This window comes from Iodobacter arcticus (genome assembly GCF_042664895.1).
Lineage (GTDB): Bacteria > Pseudomonadota > Gammaproteobacteria > Burkholderiales > Chitinibacteraceae > Iodobacter > Iodobacter arcticus.
In genome coordinates, this window is sequence record NZ_JBHTBQ010000014.1 from 270,703 (window position 1) to 290,166 (window position 19,464).

The 19,464-nt window shown below is 49.3% G+C and carries 20 protein-coding genes; 11 read left to right on the forward strand and 9 right to left on the reverse strand.

Going from position 1 to position 19,464, the window contains the following annotated elements; translation table 11 throughout:
- Nucleotides 1-60: 60 nt before the first annotated feature.
- The 4 genes from ACFQNF_RS09290 to flhB form a co-directional block, all read right to left on the reverse strand.
- Nucleotides 61-963 (reverse strand): MinD/ParA family ATP-binding protein, encoded by a 903-nt coding sequence (locus tag ACFQNF_RS09290; protein WP_380187712.1) that lies wholly within the window; start codon nucleotides 961-963, stop codon nucleotides 61-63.
- Nucleotides 941-2,488, reverse strand: coding sequence for a flagellar biosynthesis protein FlhF (flhF, locus tag ACFQNF_RS09295; protein ID WP_380187713.1), 1,548 nt, complete (start codon nucleotides 2,486-2,488; stop codon nucleotides 941-943). The genes ACFQNF_RS09290 and flhF overlap by 23 nt, the downstream gene beginning before the upstream one ends.
- Nucleotides 2,489-2,668: 180 nt before the next feature.
- The gene (gene flhA, locus ACFQNF_RS09300; RefSeq protein WP_380187714.1) at nucleotides 2,669-4,756 is read right to left on the reverse strand and encodes a flagellar biosynthesis protein FlhA; all 2,088 of its coding nucleotides are present in this window, start codon (nucleotides 4,754-4,756) and stop codon (nucleotides 2,669-2,671) included.
- Between the two features lie 142 nt (nucleotides 4,757-4,898).
- Entirely contained in the window at nucleotides 4,899-6,035 is a 1,137-nt protein-coding gene (flhB, locus tag ACFQNF_RS09305; RefSeq protein WP_380187715.1) for a flagellar biosynthesis protein FlhB, read from the reverse strand.
- A gap of 198 nt (nucleotides 6,036-6,233) precedes the next feature.
- Between flhB and ACFQNF_RS09310 the strand changes: the two genes are divergently transcribed.
- The 10 genes from ACFQNF_RS09310 (at nucleotide 6,234) to ACFQNF_RS09355 (ending at nucleotide 13,211) form a co-directional block, all read left to right on the forward strand.
- Entirely contained in the window at nucleotides 6,234-7,364 is a 1,131-nt protein-coding gene (locus tag ACFQNF_RS09310) for a flagellar hook-length control protein FliK (protein ID WP_380187716.1), read from the forward strand.
- A 185-nt stretch (nucleotides 7,365-7,549) separates the two neighbouring features.
- Nucleotides 7,550-8,086: a flagellar basal body-associated FliL family protein gene (locus ACFQNF_RS09315; protein WP_380187717.1), complete on the forward strand. Its 537-nt coding sequence runs from the start codon at nucleotides 7,550-7,552 to the stop codon at nucleotides 8,084-8,086.
- Nucleotides 8,087-8,244: 158 nt separating this feature from the next.
- Nucleotides 8,245-9,276, forward strand: a complete 1,032-nt coding sequence (gene fliM, locus ACFQNF_RS09320; protein ID WP_380187718.1) for a flagellar motor switch protein FliM — start codon at nucleotides 8,245-8,247, stop codon at nucleotides 9,274-9,276.
- Nucleotides 9,277-9,392: 116 nt separating this feature from the next.
- Entirely contained in the window at nucleotides 9,393-9,806 is a 414-nt protein-coding gene (gene fliN, locus ACFQNF_RS09325) for a flagellar motor switch protein FliN (RefSeq protein ID WP_046350368.1), read from the forward strand.
- Between the two features lie 4 nt (nucleotides 9,807-9,810).
- Nucleotides 9,811-10,230 carry a flagellar biosynthetic protein FliO gene (gene fliO, locus ACFQNF_RS09330; RefSeq protein ID WP_380187719.1) on the forward strand — a complete coding sequence of 140 codons (420 nt, stop codon included), beginning with the start codon at nucleotides 9,811-9,813 and terminating at the stop codon, nucleotides 10,228-10,230.
- Nucleotides 10,227-10,970 carry a flagellar type III secretion system pore protein FliP gene (gene fliP / locus ACFQNF_RS09335; protein WP_380187720.1) on the forward strand — a complete coding sequence of 248 codons (744 nt, stop codon included), beginning with the start codon at nucleotides 10,227-10,229 and terminating at the stop codon, nucleotides 10,968-10,970. Before fliO ends, fliP begins: the two co-directional genes overlap by 4 nt.
- Before the next feature lie 5 nt (nucleotides 10,971-10,975).
- Nucleotides 10,976-11,245, forward strand: a complete 270-nt coding sequence (gene fliQ, locus ACFQNF_RS09340; RefSeq protein ID WP_046350366.1) for a flagellar biosynthesis protein FliQ — start codon at nucleotides 10,976-10,978, stop codon at nucleotides 11,243-11,245.
- Nucleotides 11,245-12,045 carry a flagellar biosynthetic protein FliR gene (gene fliR / locus ACFQNF_RS09345; protein ID WP_380187721.1) on the forward strand — a complete coding sequence of 267 codons (801 nt, stop codon included), beginning with the start codon at nucleotides 11,245-11,247 and terminating at the stop codon, nucleotides 12,043-12,045. Before fliQ ends, fliR begins: the two co-directional genes overlap by 1 nt.
- Nucleotides 12,046-12,178: 133 nt before the next feature.
- The gene (gene folE2, locus ACFQNF_RS09350) at nucleotides 12,179-12,970 is read left to right on the forward strand and encodes a GTP cyclohydrolase FolE2 (protein ID WP_380187722.1); all 792 of its coding nucleotides are present in this window, start codon (nucleotides 12,179-12,181) and stop codon (nucleotides 12,968-12,970) included.
- 55 nt (nucleotides 12,971-13,025) lie between these two features.
- The gene (locus tag ACFQNF_RS09355) at nucleotides 13,026-13,211 is read left to right on the forward strand and encodes a hypothetical protein (protein ID WP_046350363.1); all 186 of its coding nucleotides are present in this window, start codon (nucleotides 13,026-13,028) and stop codon (nucleotides 13,209-13,211) included.
- A gap of 105 nt (nucleotides 13,212-13,316) precedes the next feature.
- Here ACFQNF_RS09355 and ACFQNF_RS09360 read toward each other — a convergent pair whose 3' ends face one another.
- The 5 genes from ACFQNF_RS09360 to rluD all read right to left on the reverse strand — a co-directional run bounded on the left by ACFQNF_RS09360 (nucleotide 13,317) and on the right by rluD (nucleotide 18,618).
- Nucleotides 13,317-13,538, reverse strand: coding sequence for a YbdD/YjiX family protein (locus ACFQNF_RS09360; RefSeq protein WP_380187723.1), 222 nt, complete (start codon nucleotides 13,536-13,538; stop codon nucleotides 13,317-13,319).
- Entirely contained in the window at nucleotides 13,531-15,597 is a 2,067-nt protein-coding gene (locus ACFQNF_RS09365; protein WP_380187724.1) for a carbon starvation CstA family protein, read from the reverse strand. Before ACFQNF_RS09365 ends, ACFQNF_RS09360 begins: the two co-directional genes overlap by 8 nt.
- A 263-nt stretch (nucleotides 15,598-15,860) precedes the next feature.
- Nucleotides 15,861-16,781 carry a ZIP family metal transporter gene (locus ACFQNF_RS09370; RefSeq protein ID WP_380187725.1) on the reverse strand — a complete coding sequence of 307 codons (921 nt, stop codon included), beginning with the start codon at nucleotides 16,779-16,781 and terminating at the stop codon, nucleotides 15,861-15,863.
- A 48-nt stretch (nucleotides 16,782-16,829) separates the two neighbouring features.
- Nucleotides 16,830-17,582: a peptidoglycan editing factor PgeF gene (gene pgeF / locus ACFQNF_RS09375; RefSeq protein ID WP_380187726.1), complete on the reverse strand. Its 753-nt coding sequence runs from the start codon at nucleotides 17,580-17,582 to the stop codon at nucleotides 16,830-16,832.
- Nucleotides 17,569-18,618 carry a 23S rRNA pseudouridine(1911/1915/1917) synthase RluD gene (gene rluD / locus ACFQNF_RS09380; protein WP_380187727.1) on the reverse strand — a complete coding sequence of 350 codons (1,050 nt, stop codon included), beginning with the start codon at nucleotides 18,616-18,618 and terminating at the stop codon, nucleotides 17,569-17,571. Before rluD ends, pgeF begins: the two co-directional genes overlap by 14 nt.
- Here rluD and ACFQNF_RS09385 point away from each other — a divergent pair.
- The gene (locus ACFQNF_RS09385) at nucleotides 18,617-19,420 is read left to right on the forward strand and encodes an outer membrane protein assembly factor BamD (RefSeq protein ID WP_380187728.1); all 804 of its coding nucleotides are present in this window, start codon (nucleotides 18,617-18,619) and stop codon (nucleotides 19,418-19,420) included. The two genes, rluD and ACFQNF_RS09385, sit on opposite strands and share 2 nt — an antisense overlap.
- The last annotated feature ends 44 nt before the right edge of the window (nucleotides 19,421-19,464 follow it).

The following is a 19,464-nucleotide window of genomic DNA, read 5'->3' on the forward strand; positions in this document are numbered from 1 at the left end:
CCAGTGAAGAAAATCGTTTTATGGTTTGAATGCTTAAGTTTGAGCAATCGTAATCGCCCTTTAATGCTGGAGTTGTTCTGTGAGCAAGCGGCTGGATTCCACCAGACGGTAGAGAAAACCAGTGCTGTCTACGCTATGGAGCGGTTTTCGCCAGCGCAGCATCACATCAGCAAGCTGGCGGAAAGCATGGCTGGAATCGGCGTCAGGAAAGGCATCAAGTACGGTGCGGCCCAAGCGGGATGCTCGCTTGAGTTTTTCGTCTTCGGGCACATAGCCTATCAATTTCATTTGTACTGCATCGCCCAAATACTGCTTGGCCACGCTTTTAAGGCGATTAAAAATCAGTCCTGCTTCGGTAATGGTATCAACACGATTGACTAAAATCCGAAAATCACGCCTTGCGTATTCGGTGCCGAGTAATTTAATGGTGGCGTAGGCATCGGTCAGCGATTCGGCGCTATTGGATACAATCACCATCACATCGTCGGCGGCAAGGCTGAGGCAGGGCACGCCATGGCTGGCGGAGGGACGGGTATCGAGTAGTAAAAACTCGGCATATTGGGTGAGCTGCTCAAATTCGGCCGAGAGCCATGTCAGCTCGCGCTCATTCAGGCTGCTTAATATGGTGGCTTTAGCGCTAATCGGCAAAATAGAAAACCCAGCCTCTGTAGCAAGCAGGGTATCGGCCAACGTGACTTCACGCCGCAGCACATGATCCAGCTCGTGTTTTTGTTCTAGCCGCATGCGGTGGGCGGCATTACCCATGCCGGTAAATTCATCTAATAAAATGACTTCACGATTGCGCTCGGCCAGTGCTGCGGCCAAGTTAATTGCCAGCGTAGTGGTGCCGCTGCCGCCGCGACCGCCATTCAGGCTGATGCTGCGGCAAGGCGTTGGGGCAATCATGGCTCGCAAGCCTGCAGCTTGATCTGACCAAAGACTAGCCACGGGAATGGCTCGCATGGTTCATATTGAAATCCAGCGGGCTATCCATCGTGCCGCCTTGCGCGCCCATAAAGAGTGGGAATTCATCAGGCTTGAGGGTAAAAGCGCTGTTTTGCGTTTCGCCCCTGAAGGCTCGATCAACCAGATACGACACATTGGCACGGTGCAGATCTTCTGGCACACGCTGCCCATTGGTTAAAAAGTGCAGGCGCAGTTTATGCCGGATCGCCACATCAAGGCAGCCGCCCAAATTCATGGTTTCATCGAGCTTAGTCAGAATGCAGCCCGCTAAATGCGTGTTGCGATAGCGGCGTGCTACATCGTCTAGCGTGCCGGTTTGAGCATTGGCGGCGAGTAGCAGCAGGGTGGAAACATTGTCTTCGTCAAACAAGGCCAGTTGCTCGCTGATTCGCTGATCGCGCTGTCCCATGCCGACGGTATCGATCAGTACCAGATGCTTTTCGCTGAGGTCGGCAAGGGTAAATTGCAAATCGGTTTCGTCTTTGACTTCATGTACCGGCACACCGATGATGCGGCCGTAAATACGTAGCTGATCGTGCGCACCAATCCGGTAGCTGTCGGTGGTGAGCAGAGCCACCGAATCTGGTCCGTGTAAGAGCGCACAACGCGCAGCCAGCTTGGCGACGGTGGTGGTTTTACCCACACCGGTTGGGCCGATGAGGGCGTAGATTCCACCGCGGTTGATCAAATCGTCGTCTGTGGTGGCTGCGGCCAGATTATGCGTGAGCGCGGCTTTTACCCAGCGCATGCCTTGATCCAAGCTCATTTGCGCTGGCATTTTTTCAACGAGTTGGCGTGAAAGCGCAGGGCAAAATCCAGCGGATAAAAGCTGGCGTAAGGCTTCGAGCTTTTCAGGCGCATGGCGCGATAATTCACCCCAAGCCATGCCTGCGAGCTGGCTTTCTAGTAAGCCACGCAAGAGGCGGATTTCGCGTGCAATGCCATCCATCGCTGCTTTATCAGCCAGGCTTTGTGTAGGCGCTACTTCATCGTCTTCAAAGCTGAAAGTAGGCAAGGCCTGGGCAGGACGACGCGGTGGTGGCGGCGCAGGCCGTGGTGCTGGGCGGCTAGGTCTGGGCTGCTGATATTCTGGGTTGCTATCGAGCGGTATGGGCGCGGTAGCGGCAGGCTCCGGCTGGCGCGGTGCATGGCGATTGCTGCGCAGGACAACCGGCTCGTCGTGCAGGATATGTTTGGTGCTGGGCTCTTCATCGTCATCATCGGGGATGGCGTAAGAGCGGGCGAGGGCTTTGCTGATTGGCGCAGCAGCTTGCGCGCTTTGTAGCAGCTTTGCGCCATTTTGCGCGCCGCGGGTATTTTGCTGTGGCGCAGGGCGCGGCTGTGCGGCAACGTTTTGGACGTTGGTCAGTGCGGCGACATCGGCGTCTGCCACTGCCATGATCTCTATGCCCCCACCAGACACCTGGCGGTTGGATAAGATAAGCGCATCCGGGCCAAGTTCGTCCCGAACCTGACGCAGCGCGTCACGTGTAGTCGCTCCGTAGAACTTTTTTACGACCATATCCAGTTGCCGTCTGAAAACAAAAGATGATCCTCGTGCAAGCCAATATGTATGAAATATACAGTTTAGCTGCGTGTATTTTAGTATGTTTTGTCAGTTTACTCTTAAGCATACCTAGCTTAATTAGGTAATTATTCTTTAATTTATCTGGACAGCGGTTTTTACCTACCTGATTCGAGTTTAATTGGCCCCTAACATCCCTACAATTCTGATGGTTTTACTATCAGGAATCTCGGTATGCGCAATCACGCGTAAGCCCGGAATAGAGCGGCGTAAAAATCGGCTTAGCATCGGGCGCAGCTGGGCAGGGGCGATCAGCACGGTGCTCAGACCTTGCTGCTCTAATTGCTCAGATAATTCAGAGGCTTGTTTCAATACTCGCTCGGCAAGGCCAGGCTCTAAGCCGCCTTGCGAATTACCAGAGACGGCCGAGAGTAAAATATTTTCAAGTTGTGGCTCAAGTGTCACAACTTGCAATTCGTTTTCGCCAGGGAAGAGCTGATGAACAATCGCTCGCCCTAAAGCGACACGCACGGCAGCGGTTAGCTCGTCGATATTTTGGGTGCGGACAATATGCTCGGCCAGTGTTTCTAGGATGCTGCGCAAGTCGCGAATATGCATCCCTTCTTCAAGTAAATTTTGTAATACTTTCTGTAAAGTGCCGACAGGAATAATTTTGGGAACTAAGTCTTCCAATAGCTTGGGTGCTTCTTTGCCAAAGTGCTCAAGTAATTGCTGGACTTCTTCGCGGCCTAAAAGCTCAGCAGAATGGCTTTGTAAAATATTTGAGATATGGGTGGCCACCACGGTGGAAGCATCCACTACGGTATAGCCAAAGGCTTGCGCCTGATCGCGTAAGCTGCCATCAATCCAAACGGCAGGTAGGCCAAAAGTAGGGTCTTGGGTTGGCGTGCCGGGCAGCTGGCCAATGGCGTTGCCTGGATTAATGGCCAGCCATTGCGCTGCAAAAGCTTCACCCGTGCCGACATCCACTCCTTTGAGTTGGATGCGGTATTGGTTGGGCTTAAGCTCTAAATTATCGCGGATATGCACGGAGGGCACCAAAAAGCCTAGCTCTTGTGCGATTTTTTTACGGATGCCACGAATACGCCGCAGTAATTCACCGTCTTGATTGCGATCGACTAGAGGAATCAGCCGGTAGCCAACTTCTAAGCCGACCGGATCGACGGGCTGGACATCATTCCAGCTGACTTCTTGCAAGGGGGGCGTTGCAGCGGGCGCGCCACCTGGAGCGCCTGCGGGGCCTGCTGCCCCGCCATCTGCAGCGGCGGTTTGCAGTGCTGTTGCGTTGTTACGCTGATCTAGCTGCCAAGCAATCCCACCCAAAATAGCTGACATAAGTAAAAATGCGGTGTGCGGCATACCGGGGATGATACCTAGAATGCCAAGTACCCCAGACGTAATGTAGAGCACCTGTGGTTGTGAAAACATTTGCCCAAGAATCTGCTCGGATAAATCTTCACCATCGCCGACACGTGACACGACAATACCGGCCGCAACCGAAATAATCAGCCCAGGAATCTGCGCAACCAGACCATCACCAATGGTCAGCATGCTGTAGGTTTTACCTGCTTCAGCAAAAGGTAAATCGTGTTGAGCCATACCCACAATTAAGCCGCCGATCAGGTTAATCACCATGATCATGATCCCAGCTACGGCATCGCCGCGTACAAACTTCGAGGCACCATCCATAGAGCCGAAGAAGTTAGATTCTTGCGAGATTTCGGAGCGGCGGCGGCGGGCGTCTTCTTCGCCGATCATGCCCGCGTTTAAATCAGCATCAATCGCCATTTGCTTACCTGGCATGGCATCCAGCGTAAAGCGAGCAGATACTTCGGCAATTCGCCCTGCACCCTTAGTAATCACCACAAAGTTAATAATGGTTAGAATAACGAAACCAATGATACCAACAGCTAAATTATCGCCAATCAGCACGTGGCCAAAGGCTTCAATTACTTTGCCGGCTGCATCTGCGCCATTGTGGCCTTCGGTGAGAATCAGCTTGGTTGATGCAATATTTAAAGAGAGTCGCAGTAGCGTGGTAAATAATAGAACGGTCGGAAAGCTGGAGAATTCGAGTGGTTTACGGGTGTAAAGCGCGACCATCAGCACAATGATGGAAATGGCGATATTAAATGTAAAGAAAAAGTCGAGCGCGAGCGCAGGCAGCGGCAAAACCATCATGCCGAGCACCATTAACACCAGTATTGGACCGGCTAATTTACTGTAATTAAAAGTACGCCACATAGCGCTATAAGCTCTGAATTAGTAATAGATAAACTGTAAGTGCTTATGCAAAAAAGCCCCAGCTGCATTGAGCCTCCTTGCCGTATTACACATACTGCCTGTGTGGGCTCGTCTTGCTGGAAAACTTTTGCATAAGCACTGATTAGGCTTCACCACCGGGGTCTAATTCGCTAGGGACAGGAAGCTCATCGGCCAAGTTTGGCTCATCACCACCATAATTCTGCCAGTGCTTTAACTGATAGATATACGCCAGCACTTCAGCTGCCGCAGTATACAGTGCAGCGGGAATCTCGGCTCCGAGTTCAGCATGATGATAAAGCGCGCGGGCAAATGGCGGGGTACGCACCACAATTACTTTATGCTCTTTGCCTAGCTCAATAATGCGCTCTGCCAGTAAGAAAGCACCTTTGGCTACGACCTTGGGCGCACGCATGGCTTCGGTATATTGCAGCGCCACAGCGTAGTGAGTCGGGTTGGTGACAATTACATTGGCTTTGGGAATCTCGCTCATCATGCGCTTTCTGGCGGCTTCGTGTTGTAACTGGCGAATCTTACCTTTTACTTCCGCCGAGCCTTCGGCATCTTTCCCTTCCTGCTTGACTTCTTCCTTGGTCATGCGCAGGCCTTTGTAATAATCCCAAAGCTGATAGGGCGCATCAATCGCGGCTAAAAGAGCGAGTGAGCTAATGACGAGTAATAAAGTGTGTTGCACCATATCCCACATAAAGGGCAGGCCTATCTCCAGCGGCATGGTAATCAGCTGTAAAAACTCTTCTCTTTCGCTCCAGAGCACCCAGGCGGCCACACCACCAATTAAGCTTGATTTAAGAATGGTTTTAACCATGTTTACCACGCTCTTAAGCGTAAACATACGGCCAATGCCACTGATGGGATTCATGCGGGAGAAATTGGGCGCTAAAGCATCAAAGGTAAACAGCCAGCCTCCGACTAAAACAGGCGTAATAATTGCGATAAGTGCGCAGGGCAGAATAATCGGCAGGCAGGCCATCAGCGCTTTATGGCTTGAGCTCATAAAGTGCAGCAGCATTTGATTGGGGTCGGCGATGGTGGCGCGGTTAAAAGTAAGTTCGGTGACAAAAATGGTTTTTAAAGTTTGCAGCAGCTCAGGCCCAAGCTTGATCAGGGCGACTACGCCAACCATTAAAATTGAAAAAGTGGCTAATTCTTGCGAGCGTGGAATTTGCCCTTTACCTCGCGCCTCCTCAAGGCGCTTGCCAGAGGCGGGCTCCGTGCGTTCTGCATCTGAATCTTCAGCCATTATTTCTCCTTAAAACACGATAGCCCCATGCCATTCTAAAACGAGCATCAATAAGGACTGAAACAAAAGCTCTGGGGTCTTCTGGGCGTGCTTTCCCGCTTACGGGGATAAGACATTTGCTGAGTTTATCATAGCCATTTATCAGGGCTGGCACTGCAATTGCTTATGTTATGTTTACATTTATTGAGGAGCCTGGTCATGGCGAGCAATCTCACTGTTACAGCCAGTGCGCAAACGAGTCGTTCAACAGATTTACGTTCCTCAGTTTCAATGGGGGCAGAAACGGCTCAGCCGTTTGCCAAAGTGCTGGAGCGCGAAGTCAATACCCGCCAGGAAGGGCAGTCTGCCGAGTCAGGTGAGAAAAAACCATCAGAGCCCGCAGAAGGCAGCGCGAATAGCGAAGAAAAACAAGCCGTTGCTGCCAGTGTGCAAGCTGTTCAGCCTTGGCTGGCGATGTTGCAAGCGCAGGCCATCTCTCAAACAGCGCCTGTAATTGCCGATGTGCAAAATGAAGTGAGCGTTGAAGACAGCGTGCTGGATCTGAGTAAGCTGGGTCAAGGCTTGCTAGGCGAAGGTAATGCTAAAGACGCTAAGGATTTTAGCGCTTTAGAAGACGCTGATTTTAATCCGGCAAGTTTGCTCGGTGGTGGAGTCGATGCGGCAAAATTTGCCTTGCTACGGCAAAAATCGGCCAGCGGTGCTGAGGGGTTTACTGCACCGGTAGATGAGTTTTCTGCTTTATTGGCAAGCTCTAAAGATCAGGCTTTGCTGCCTAAAATAGATGCCGCGCCGCAAATGACGCTACGTACGCCTGTGCTGGAAGCCAAGCCTGCTGCGCCTCAACACACGGTGGCAGAGCCTGTGGGTAGCGCTCGCTGGGGCGATGCTGTGGCACAGCGTGTTTCGATGATGCTGCAAGATCAGCATCAGCAAATTGATATGCAGCTCAACCCTCCGCATTTGGGTCCGATGGAAGTGCGTCTGACTATGTCGGGCGAGCAGGCCAGCGTGGTATTTAGCTCGCAGCACGCTTCCGTACGCGAAGCATTGGCGGCTGCAACGCCCAGATTAACGATGTTGCTGGCTGACCAAGGCATTCAGTTAAGCAATGTGCAAGTGGCGTCTGATTCTTTGAACCAACATACTCAGCAACAAGCCCAGCAGCAGGCTCAGCAACAAGCAAGCAGTCAGCAAATGGATCAGCAGCGCCAATCCAGATCACAGCAGTTTATGGGAGATCTTAATGGTGCTTATGCTGATGGTCAGCCTAGGGTGATGACAGACATTGCCTTGCCTGTGGCAAGAAGTGGTTTAAATCTTTATGTTTGATCAAAGCCAATCTTGTTGCTTTACCACAAGACTCGCAGCTTACTACCTGTTTGTTAATGCTTTTTAAGCTATAATCAGCTCAATTATTTCCAAGGCCCGCGCCCCTCGCTCTTTGTTTGGGGCGCTTTGTTCTGGTCTAAACACTTCTTTTTTATTAAATATTTCAATCCATTCAAGGTGATGTGATGTCAGATGCCAAAGTGGAAGCAGCGCCTAAAGCGAAGAAAAATATTCTTTTGTTCGCAGTCATCGGGCTATTAGTTGTTTTGTTAATCATTGTTGGTGGTGTTGCAGCCTTTTTATTAACGAAAAGTAGTGATCCTGCTGCCGATGAAGTGGCTGCAGAGGCTACGGCACAAGACGATGTAAAAAAGAAAAAGAAAGATAAGAAAAAGAAAGAAGAGCATCCTGCTGTGTATGAGAAATTGCCGCAATTTACAGTTAACTTGTCTTCGGATGAGGGCGATGGAATCCTGCAGACTGATATTTCAGTTGAGCTGGGTGATCCGCTAGTGGCAGAAAAAATCAAAGCGCAAATGCCAAAAATTCAGGCCCAAGTAAATAAATTATTGCGTTCTAAAACAATTGCAGAAGTAAAGGCAGTTGATGGAACAGATAAGCTTGCAAAAGAAATCCGCGAGCTGATGAATAAGATTTTGCACGCTGAATCTGAAGATGAAGGCGTTGTTTCAGTGAACTTTACAACGTTTATTGTTCAGTAAGCTGCGTCATAAAACGTGTTTGGCGTATTGATTACGCCTTAATTGTAATGAGTTTAATAAGCTGTAAAAAGACGCTTTGCTGCCGTGGCAGGCACTAAGGCGTCTTGCTTGCAGTTATATATTTAATAACGGGTAAGTGTTTATCCGGACTAAGGATTATGGCAGACGATATCCTTTCTCAGGAAGAGGTCGACGCGCTACTGCGCGGTGTGACTGGTGAAGAAGATTCTTCCGACGAAGAGGTCGATGCTTCTGCTGTCCGTGATTACGATATCGGCCGTCAGGAACGTATTGTTCGCGGCCGGATGCCAACGCTTGAAATCTTGAATGAGCGTTTTGCACGTAATTTGCGGGTGGCCTTATTTAACTTTATGCGCCGTAACGCAGAAATCTCCGTTGGCCCCGTTCGGGTTCAAAAATACAGCGAATTTATTCGCAATCTGGTTGTTCCTACCAATTTAAACCTGATTCAGATGAAGCCACTACGCGGAACGGGCTTGTTTATTTTTGACCCCGATTTTGTGTTTCTGGTGGTGGATAATTTATTTGGCTCAGATGGCCGCTATCACGTGCGGGTTGAAGGGCGTGATTTTACGGCGACCGAGCAACGGATTATTCAGCGCCTTTTGGAAGTGGTTTTTGAAGAGTATCAAAAAGCATGGTTACCGGTTTTTCCTTGCGAGTTTGTTTATGTTCGCTCGGAAATGAATACGCAATTTGCCAATATCGCCACGCCAACCGAAGTGGTAGTGGCCTACACATTTAAAATTGAGTTGGGCGCAGGCGGCGGCGATTTTCATATCTGCTTCCCTTATTCGATGATCGAGCCGATTCGTGATGTCTTGTACAGCACCATGCAGGCGGATCGAATTGAAGTCGACAATCGCTGGACCACCTTGATGCAAAAGCAAATTCAGCATGCAGAAGTGGATTTGGTCGCTACTTTAGGCAATGCCAAAGTAACCTTAGGTGAAATTTTGGAATTGCAGCTGGGTGATATTATTTCTTTAGAAATCCCCGAAGCCATTATTGCTGCTGTGGATAATGTGCCAGTGCTGGAGTGTAATTACGGCACTTTAAACGGGCAATACGCTTTAAAAGTGAGTAAAGTTCTCGGCTCTGCTGAAGCATTAACGGGCAGTGAGACGGAAGGAGACCTTGACGAGAGCTATGAAAAGAGAAAACCATAAGTTGTAATCGTCGCAGAATTAAAGAGAAAGCCATGGCATGTGAGTTATGGTTGATAAATATATAAAAAGTCATGGTCGTGAATTGTGGCTGATGAAAAGCCAAGGAGTACTTAATAATGGCTGATGAAGATGAAATGGCAATGGATGACTGGGCTGCCGCCTTAGCCGAGCAAGAAGTGGCTGATGCTGCGATCGCAGATAAACCGGATGTACAAGCGGCTGATATTTTTCAGCGCTTTGATACCAGCGCGCCCATTGCTAATGCGCCAAGTAATATTGATATGATTTTGGATATTCCCGTTTCACTGACTGTGGAGCTGGGCCGGACTAAAATCGCTATTCGTAGTTTATTGCAATTGGCACAGGGCTCGGTGGTCGAGCTAGACGGTATGGCGGGTGAGCCAATGGATGTGCTGGTTAATGGCTGTTTAATTGCGCAGGGTGAAGTGGTGGTGGTGAATGATAAATTTGGTATTCGTCTCACCGATATTATTACACCGGCAGAACGTATTCGCCGTTTACATAAGTAAGCTCATGCTGTTCTTCTTTCGTTTCTTTGTGCTAGCTTGCTTCCCTTTGATGGCTCAGGCAAGTGCATCCTCCCCTGTTGCCGCATCTCCTTCTAGCCTGATGTCGATTGCCCAAGTGGTGTTGGCACTGGCTTTTGTGATCGGCCTGATTTTATTCAGTGCATGGCTGCTACGTCGCCTGTCTGTATTGCCAATGAATGGCGGGCAAAAAGCGCCGCTCAAAGTGGTGAGCGGCGTGATGGTGGGCAGTAAGGAGCGGGTGGTGGTGGTTGAAGTAGAAGGCAGCTGGCTGGTGCTGGGGGTAACATCAAGCTCGGTGAACCTGCTGCATACCCTGACCGCCCCCGAGCAAGTAGAGCCAGCTCCGGTTGTTTCTTCTTTTGCTGCAAGTCTGGCGGCTGTTTTACAAAGGAAAACACCTTGAAACGCGCCATGATTGTTGTGCTGAGCGTATTATTGGCCGGAGCCGCTTTTGCTGCAGACCCCGGTATTCCTTTTATGACAGCCAATGCGCAAACAGGGGGCACGCAATATAGCCTACCTATTCAAACGCTATTGTTTCTAACCGCGCTTGGTTTTTTACCTGCGCTCTTATTGATGATGACGGCATTTACCCGTATTGTGATTGTTTTGTCTTTATTGCGCCAGGCATTGGGTACGATGCAAGCGCCGCCCAATCAAGTGATTGTGGGCATGTCTTTATTTCTTACTTTTTTTATTATGTCGCCGGTATTTGATAAAATTTATCAAGTGGCTTATCAGCCTTATGCAGAGCAAAAAATAGGTTTTAATCAGGCGGTTGAAAAAGGCGTGGTGCCATTAAAAGATTTTATGCTGAAGCAAACGCGCCAAAAGGATTTAGCCTTTTTTATTGATATCTCCGGCGAAAAAAAACCGAATGGCCCCGAGGATGTGAGCTTACGTACTCTTGTACCTGCTTTTGTGACCAGCGAGCTTAAAACGGCGTTTCAGATCGGCTTTATCGTTTTTATTCCCTTTATTATTATCGACTTTGTGGTGGCGAGTATTTTAATGGCCATGGGGATGATGATGGTGTCCCCTGTGATTATCTCCTTACCCTTTAAGTTAATGCTCTTTGTCTTGGTGGATGGCTGGGCTTTGCTCATGGGATCCTTAGTGCAAAGTTTTTATGTTGCGGGGTAGCGCAAATGACGCCAGAAGCCGTTGTAACGGTGATTCAAAGAGCGATGGAGGTGATGGTGCTGCTGGGCGGGCCATTGCTGCTGACCGCGCTGGTGGTCGGGTTGGTGGTGAGTATTTTTCAAGCGGCAACACAAATCAATGAAGCCTCACTTTCTTTTATCCCCAAACTGCTGATTACTTTTCTGGTTTTTGTTTTGATTGGGCCATGGATGATTGAAACGGCTATGGATTACACCATTCGCTTATTTCAAAGTATTCCGCAGTTGATTAGCTGATGAAAGATATCTGGACAGTTAGCCAGCTACAAATCGATTTATGGCTTGCTATTTTCTGGTGGCCATTTTGTCGTATCTTCGGTTTTTTATTGGCTGATCCGTTTTATTCAAGTAAAGCGATTACTGTTAAAGTACGCATCTGTGTAGCCATTTTTATTTCTTTGATCATTGCGCCTGTATTGCCTGCTATGCCGCAAGTGCCGATTGTTTCCCCTGCGGGTATTCTGATTGTGATTAACCAGTTACTGATTGGTATTGCTATTGGCTATATTGTGCGAATTATTTTTTCTGCTGTAGAAATGGCTGGGCATTTAGCAGGTTTGCAAATGGGGCTGGGTTTTGCCTCTTTTTATGATCCGCTACATGCGACCAGTGTGCCGATTGTGGCGCAGTTTTTAAGCCTGATGACCATTTTGGTGTTTCTTGCTTTGAACGGGCATTTGATGGTGCTGCAAACTTTACTTACTAGTTTTACCAGTTTACCGATTCGGGTAGAGCCTATTTCCGGATTGGGCTTTAAACTACTGGTGGATTATGGTTCGCAGATTTTTAGCGCCGGTGTTTTATTATCTCTGCCAGTGATAGGCTCGCTGCTAGTGACCAATCTGGCAGTAGGGATTATGACGCGGGCGGCACCACAGTTGAATGTGTTTGCTGTGGGTTTTCCTCTGATGATGGGCATTGGCCTGCTGGCCATGTATTTGTCTTTACCCTATATGCCCGCCCATATTGAAATCATGCTGAGTGAGGGTTCACGCTTCGCAGCCAAGATGGTGGCTGCTTTTGCGGGTAAGCCTTGATTTAGCGTGGCTGCATCAGAAGTTTTTAGCTATCAGGCGTGTAGATTTTTACAATAATTCCCGAGTGCTTTACTCGGGTATTCTCAGTGTTATAATCTCTCACATTAGAATTTATTTTTTGGAGCAACACCCCATGACCATGGCGATTGCCGACGTGCAAAACACGGTGGATACCCGCAATATTGCGATCAATAAAGTGGGCATTAAGTCCATTCGTCACCCAGTTAAAGTAGCGGATCGTACCGATGGCGTGCAGCACACTATCGCCATGTTTGATATGTATGTGTTCTTGCCTAAGCAGTTCAAAGGCACACATATGTCGCGCTTTGTTGAGATTTTAAACAGCCACGAGAAAGAAATCTCGGTGGATTCTTTCGAAACGATCCTGCGCGAAATGTGCGATCGCCTAGAAGCAGAATCCGGCTATCTTGAAATGCGTTTTCCGTATTTTATTAATAAGACAGCGCCAGTGTCTGGTGTGCAAAGCTTGATGGATTACGACATTACCTTGATCGGTGAGCTGAAAAATGGCGTGTTTGAGCAAAAGCTCAAAGTATTAGCACCCGTGACCAGCCTTTGTCCTTGTTCGAAGAAAATCTCTGCCTATGGCGCGCATAATCAGCGCTCGCATGTGACCGTAACGGCCACGCTGGCAAAGAGCATCTGGATTGAAGAAATCGTGACCCTGATCGAGGAAGAAGCCTCTTCGGAGCTATGGGGTTTACTCAAGCGCCCAGATGAAAAATACGTTACCGAGCGTGCTTACGATAATCCGAAGTTTGTAGAAGATATGGTGCGTGATGTGGCCGCCCGTGTGCATGCAGATCCTCGTGTTACAGCCTATGTGGTTGAATCAGAAAACTTTGAGTCGATTCATAATCACTCCGCTTATGCACTGATTGAGCACGATAAGCGCGAAGCGTAATTAGTAAATACAGATCAAAGCCTCGGAAACGGGGCTTTTTTTGATTGGATGCGCTATGTATATTATTTTGATTGGATATTTATACGTGGTGATGATGTTTTCTATTGTCATGGGCACCATCGCCAAGGGCTTGGTCGTGTTCTTTATCTTTGGTTTTATGCCGACTGTGATTCTGATCTGGCTTAAACGCGGCAAGCAGATTGTGAAAGAGCGTAAGCGGGAAGAAGGGGAAGATGTGTAGGGCGGATTAAACCTGCTATTTTTTTGTTTGACGACATACGCTTTCCTTGCAAATAAAAAAACCAGAGCTGACTCTGGTTTTTTTTATGCGCCAACGGTTATTTCGCTAGCAAGGGCATTTACTGATTTTTCCTGCGCCGGGAAAGCGCGCTTCAAGGCAGTATTGATAAAACTCTTTGCGCGTTTTAGCGGGCACTTCGGGGTGGTGGGCCTGCATATGCGCCAGATAGTTTTCATAATCATGCACGCCCACCATCAGGCGGCAGGTTTGCACCACTTTATAGGCGTTGCTTCTAAACGCGGAACCTGGTTTTAGAAACTTAAGCATGACCTACCTCGCTTGCTAATGGCCCGCCAATTTCATGCACTGAAACATTTTTATTGCTCAGTGCTTTGCGAATTTGAATAATGGCCGCCACCAGCATCGTCATGGCAACCAGCATAAAGAAGGCGCAAAGAGCGGTGTTGATTTGGTTGTTAAATACAATCCTTTCCATGTCCGCAATGCTTTTGGCAGGAGCGAGTAGCGTGCCGTCGGCAATGGCGGTATTAAAGCGCTTTGCTTGCGCTAAAAAGCCGATTTTAGGGTTTTCATGGAAGATTTTTTGCCAGCCAGCTGTCATCGAGGTGATAAACAGCCAGATGGTTGGCAAGATTGTTACCCAGGCATAGCGCTGTTTTTTCATCTTGAAGATGACCACGGTGCCAAGTAAAAGTGCCATGGTGGCGAGCATCTGGTTACCAATCCCAAATAGCGGCCAGAGCGTGTTAATCCCGCCCAGCGGGTCGGTCACGCCTTGATAAACAAAGAATCCCCAGCCAGAAACCGCTACGGCAGTGCCGAGTAAATTACCGACCCATGATTGGCTTTTAGCTAGGCCTGGGATAAATACACCTACGGTATCTTGCACCATAAAGCGGCAAGCACGGGTGCCTGCGTCAACGGCAGTTAGAATAAAGAGCGCTTCAAACAAGATGGCGAAGTGATACCAGAAGGCCATCATGGCGGTGCTGCCGGTGATGGTGCTGATGATGTAGGCCATACCTACGGCAAAGGTCGGTGCGCCGCCTGCACGCGATAGAATCGAATGCTCACCTACATCTTTAGCAATTTGCGCTAGATACTCAGGTGTAATCACAAAGCCCCAGCTGTTAATCACTTGCGAGGCGCTTTCTACCGTGGTGCCGATGAGTGCTGCGGGTGAGTTCATGGCGAAATACACGCCAGGCTCGAGCACCGAAGCGCAAATCAGCGCCATCAGTGCTACAAACGATTCCATTAGCATTGAGCCATAGCCAATTATACGGATATGACTTTCTTTTTCGATCAGCTTAGGTGTAGTGCCTGAGGCGACCAAGGCGTGAAAGCCAGAAATCGCACCGCAAGCAATCGTGATAAACAAAAATGGAAATAGGCTGCCGGCAAAAACGGGGCCGCTGCCATCAATAAAACGGCTAACAGCAGGCATTTTTAACTCGGGCGCGGAAAAAATAATCCCCACGGCTAAGCCTGCAATCACACCAATTTTTAGGAAGGTAGATAGATAATCACGGGGCGCTAATAGCAACCATACTGGCAATACCGAGGCAATAAAGCCGTAAATAATCAAGGCCCAAGTGAGCTCGGTGCCGCTCATGGTAAAGAAAGGGCCCCATTCAGGGCTGGCTGCAATATCGCCACCATAAATAATGGCCGCCATCATTAGTACAAAGCCAATCAGTGAAATCTCACCAATATGCCCCGGGCGCAGATAGCGCATATAGACGCCCATAAACAGCGCAATAGGAATAGTGGCTGCTATCGAGAACACGCCCCAAGGGCTTTCAGCCAGCGCTTTAACAACGACTAAAGCCAGTGCGGATAAGATGATAATCATCACGCCCAGCGCGCCCAGCATCACAATCACACCGGCAAATGGGCCTAGCTCTTGCTTAGCCATTTCACCGAGAGAGCGGCCATCGCGACGGGTAGAAATAAATAACACCAAGAAATCTTGCACTGCACCCGCCAGCATCACGCCGACCAAAATCCAAATCGTGCCGGGTAAAAAACCCATTTGCGCCGCCAGAATCGGCCCAACCAAGGGGCCTGCACCGGCAATTGCGGCAAAATGGTGGCCGAATAAAACCCACTTATTGGTGGGTACGTAGTCCAAACCATCATTGCGACGTTGGGCGGGAGTAGGGCGGTTATCGTCGAGCTCGAATATTTTTTCGGCGATAAATTTGGAGTAAAAGCGGTAAGCAATGCTGTAGCAGGAGATGGCGGCTAAAACCAGCCAGACTGCGTTGACATGCTCTCCCCGGCTTAGCGCCAGCATGGCAAAGGAGAATGCGCCTCCCAGAGCAACCAGCAGCCAGACCCCCCATTTTTTGAAATGATTCATCGCCTTTCCTTATAAGTGTTTTATTTTGAATAACTTACATGCAGGTCGATGATGAAACGATGCCGCTGATCGTCCCATAGGTGCTTTCCCTAGGGGTCAGTTAAAAACCTAGCCTTTGTAGGAAAAGGGCAACATTCTGTTTCAAACGGGGGAGCAGGGCGACAAGGTGTCGTACCCATATCTCTTTGTGGAGTGGGCTTTAGGATGAGGTGAATTTAGATGCGTGGTAATAAAGTATTTTCGTACTTTATTACCACGCTAGATCAATGCGGGAATAAAAAGTGTGGCACAGCAATAAATGCTACTCCGGCCAGAATCAGCGTCACTTGCTGAGCGGTGTCTTTAAGCTGAGGGCGTTTATGCAGGCCAGGGATGAGATCGGCAATGGCGACATAAATCATGCTGGATGCACCTAGCGCCAGTAGATAAGGCTGCCAGTGGGTAACGGTTTGCAGCGACCAGTAGGCGAGCAGTGCGCCGATTAATGCGGCTAGCGACGACATGGCATTGAGCAGCAAGGCCTTGGTTTTGCTATAGCCTGAATGCAAGAGCACAATAAAATCGCCGACTTCTTGCGGCACTTCGTGAGCGATAATCGCCAGCGATGTGGCGATGCCCACATTAATATCAGTCATAAAAGCGGCGGCGATCAGTGCGCCATCTAAGAAATTATGAAAAGTGTCGCCCACAATAATCATCAGCCCCGCACGGCCGTGGCCATGCCCGTGAGTGTGTTCGTGTGGTTCTAATTCTTCGCATTCTTCGTGATGGCAATGCCGCCAGATCACGAGTTTTTCCATAATAAAAAACGCCAGAATCCCTGCAAGTAGCGTTAAAGAGATGCTTGATGCTGAGGGGCTATGTGAATGTTCTTCGTGATCTGTGTCTTTGCTTGCAGAGTGATCGTGTTCTGCATGGATATCCGCTTTGCCGACAAGATGTTCATGCTCCGCCATGATCGAATTATTGCTTGTTGTCTGGGCGACAGCAGGCCGATGATCGTGTTCACCAAAAGCATGGGGGAGGATTTCGAGAAAGGCGGCGGCTAAAAGTGAGCCAACCGCAAAACTGACTAATTTGGGAATCCAGCTAGGCCGTGCGGCGTAGGCAATGCATGCCGCGGCGAGTACGCTGAGTAAGCTGCCCGCCACGCTGGCGGTCATAATCCAAGCAAGAACACTCATTAAAGACTTTCAAAATATCTGTAGATGCAACAGTGTATCATTCCATCATCATTCGGTCAGCCAAATTAAGCTGGCCATACGGCCTGTGCGCTGATCGCGGCGGTAGGAAAAGAAGCGATTGGCGTCAGTTACTGTGCAATAGTCGCCACCATAAATCGCGTGTACACCGCTGGCTTGCAGCCTTTGCTTTGCCAGCAGATAAATATCAAGCAGCCATTTTCCATCGTTTGTGCTGGGCCTAAATGCGTTGATTGCGGTGCTATCGTGCGCCATAAATGCCGTACGGACTTCTTCTCCCACTTCAAACGCATTTGGGCCAATGGCAGGCCCAAGCCAGGCCATGAGCGTATCAGAGGGTACTTGCATCTGCGTAATGGTGGCTTCGATCACGCCATTACAAAGACCGCGCCAGCCCGCATGGGCAGCCCCAACCACGGTGCCAGCCTGATTACAAAGTAAGACGGGCAGGCAGTCTGCTGTCATCACCGCGCAGACTGCGCTTACAGTATGCGCAGTCACGGCATCAGCTTCGGTATTTTGCAGAGCAGTAGCGGCATCGACCACCTGTACACCGTGCACCTGCGTTAGCCATACCGGGTCGCTAGGCAGATACTGGCGCACGATGGCCCGGTTATGAGCAACCGCTTCAGGCGAGTCGTCAACATGGTTGCCCAGGTTGAGGCTCGTCCAAGGCGCGGTACTTACACCACCGTGGCGGCTGGTCGAAATAGCCTGCACCGTGGCGGGTGCAGGCCAATCCGGCCTGATCCACATTAGGGGGAGTGGCTTATTCACGAACATACATGACTTCGCAGTCGCTATCGTCAACATCCCAATCGTCGTCCCAGTCTTCTTCCAGCATGCCAGCGTCTAAACGCAGCACATTGACCAGCATGTCCATGTCTTCCGGAAGCGCTGCTTTCCAAGTCATGGTTTTGCCGGTTTCAGGGTGAATAAGCGACAGTTTGCGGGCATGCAATGCCTGACGTGCAAATTCACCGAGTGCAATGCTGACTTCCGGCGAGTGTAGTCTTGGTTTGCCGCCATAAATCGGGTCAGCTGCAAGCGGGTGATTGATATGCGCCATATGCACGCGAATCTGATGCGTGCGGCCTGTTTCAAGCTGACATTCAACTAAGGTGTGCGCGGTAAAGTGTTCACGAATCTTATAGTGCGTCACTGCATGCTTGCCTGAATACACTACCGCCATTTTAATTCTTTCTTTAGGATGGCGGCCAATTGGGGCGTCTACTTTGCCATCATTGGAAAGTAAACCTTGAGCAATGGCCATATAGTGGCGCTTGACTGTACGTGCTTGTAATTGTTGCACAAGACTATTTTGTGCCATCAAGGTGCGTGCAATCACCATTAAGCCACTGGTATCCTTGTCCAGTCGGTGTACGATGCCTGCGCGGGGAATAAATTTAAGCTCTGGGTAGCGGTGGAGTAAGCCGTTAAGTACAGTGCCTGTCCAATTGCCTGTGCCGGGATGCACAACTAAACCCGGTGCTTTATTCAGCACAAGTAAGGTAGCATCTTCGTAAATAATATCTAATTCGATATCTTCAGGCTGAAAAGCACTGGTCTCAGCTTCGGGTTGGGGTAAGACACTAATCGTTTCACCACCCCATAATTTTGTTTTGGGGACGGCAGGGTTGCCGTTAAGAAAGACTAAGCCGTCTTTAATCCATGTGGAGAGTCGGTTACGGGAAAATTCGGGCAGCATCTTGGCTAAAGCAGCGTCCAAGCGCTCCCCAGCCAAATCGGATGGCACGGTCAGGACATGCGCCTGCTCGAAGTCGTTATAATCGTTTAATTCGTTTTCGGAATGCATCATGAATAAGATTCTACCGCGATTCATCGTCTCTGCAGTACTTGCCGGATTATTGGCAGCTTGCGCATCCACTCCTGATGAACAGGATGAAACCCGTGGCTGGACGGCCGAGAAGATTTTTACCGAGGCAAAAGCCGAGCAAGACAGCCGCAATTTTGATCGCTCAAACAAGCTGTTTGAAAAATTAGAAGCACGTTTTCCTTATGGTAGGCATGCTCAGCAAGCTCAAATCGAAACGGCTTATAACCATTATAAAAACCAAGAGCCTTTGCTGGCTTTTGCGGCAATCGATCGCTTTATTAAGCAATATCCAGCGCATCCAAATATTGATTACGCCTACTATTTAAAGGGTTTGGTTAACTTTAATGAGGCGCAGGGCTTCTTATCCAGCCTGATCAAGCAGGATATGTCGGAGCGCGATCCTAAGGCCGCGCGAGAATCATTCGACACCTTCCGCCAGCTTGTTACCCGTTTTCCTGATAGTAAATATGCTGCAGATTCAACTGTGCGTATGGGCTATTTGGTGGGAGCACTAGCTAGCCATGAGTTGCATGTAGCCAAGTACTACTACAACCGCGGTGCATTTTTAGCCGCAGCAAATCGTGGTAAATATTTACTAGAAACGTATTCGAGTACCAAGCAGGTGGAGCCCGCTTTAGGCATTATGGCTTTGGCTTACGATAAGCTTGGTTTAGTCGAGTTGCGTGATGGTGTGAAAAAAGTGTTGTTTAAAAATTACCCGCAAAGCGCCGTATTGGATGAGGGCGTTTTGTTCTCTGACGCTGACTGGTGGAAGCCTTGGTAAGAAATATTTAATTTATTTGCGATTCGGGGGTTTACAGGCTGAAA

Bases quoted from the DNA above. Each gene is read 5' to 3' on its own strand.
- ACFQNF_RS09355 (WP_046350363.1), top strand. From the start codon at position 13,026: ATGTATATTATTTTGATTGGATATTTATACGTGGTGATGATGTTTTCT.
- fliQ (WP_046350366.1), top strand. From the start codon at position 10,976: ATGACGCCAGAAGCCGTTGTAACGGTGATTCAAAGAGCGATGGAGGTG.
- ACFQNF_RS09365 (WP_380187724.1), bottom strand. From the start codon at position 15,597: ATGAATCATTTCAAAAAATGGGGGGTCTGGCTGCTGGTTGCTCTGGGA.
- fliR (WP_380187721.1), top strand. From the start codon at position 11,245: ATGAAAGATATCTGGACAGTTAGCCAGCTACAAATCGATTTATGGCTT.
- flhA (WP_380187714.1), bottom strand. From the start codon at position 4,756: ATGTGGCGTACTTTTAATTACAGTAAATTAGCCGGTCCAATACTGGTG.
- ACFQNF_RS09290 (WP_380187712.1), bottom strand. From the start codon at position 963: ATGCGAGCCATTCCCGTGGCTAGTCTTTGGTCAGATCAAGCTGCAGGC.
- flhB (WP_380187715.1), bottom strand. From the start codon at position 6,035: ATGGCTGAAGATTCAGATGCAGAACGCACGGAGCCCGCCTCTGGCAAG.
- ACFQNF_RS09315 (WP_380187717.1), top strand. From the start codon at position 7,550: ATGTCAGATGCCAAAGTGGAAGCAGCGCCTAAAGCGAAGAAAAATATT.
- flhF (WP_380187713.1), bottom strand. From the start codon at position 2,488: ATGGTCGTAAAAAAGTTCTACGGAGCGACTACACGTGACGCGCTGCGT.
- ACFQNF_RS09385 (WP_380187728.1), top strand. From the start codon at position 18,617: ATGAATAAGATTCTACCGCGATTCATCGTCTCTGCAGTACTTGCCGGA.
- ACFQNF_RS09370 (WP_380187725.1), bottom strand. From the start codon at position 16,781: ATGAGTGTTCTTGCTTGGATTATGACCGCCAGCGTGGCGGGCAGCTTA.
- folE2 (WP_380187722.1), top strand. From the start codon at position 12,179: ATGACCATGGCGATTGCCGACGTGCAAAACACGGTGGATACCCGCAAT.
- pgeF (WP_380187726.1), bottom strand. From the start codon at position 17,582: ATGTTCGTGAATAAGCCACTCCCCCTAATGTGGATCAGGCCGGATTGG.
- fliM (WP_380187718.1), top strand. From the start codon at position 8,245: ATGGCAGACGATATCCTTTCTCAGGAAGAGGTCGACGCGCTACTGCGC.
- fliO (WP_380187719.1), top strand. From the start codon at position 9,811: ATGCTGTTCTTCTTTCGTTTCTTTGTGCTAGCTTGCTTCCCTTTGATG.
- rluD (WP_380187727.1), bottom strand. From the start codon at position 18,618: ATGATGCATTCCGAAAACGAATTAAACGATTATAACGACTTCGAGCAG.
- ACFQNF_RS09360 (WP_380187723.1), bottom strand. From the start codon at position 13,538: ATGCTTAAGTTTCTAAAACCAGGTTCCGCGTTTAGAAGCAACGCCTAT.
- ACFQNF_RS09310 (WP_380187716.1), top strand. From the start codon at position 6,234: ATGGCGAGCAATCTCACTGTTACAGCCAGTGCGCAAACGAGTCGTTCA.
- fliN (WP_046350368.1), top strand. From the start codon at position 9,393: ATGGCTGATGAAGATGAAATGGCAATGGATGACTGGGCTGCCGCCTTA.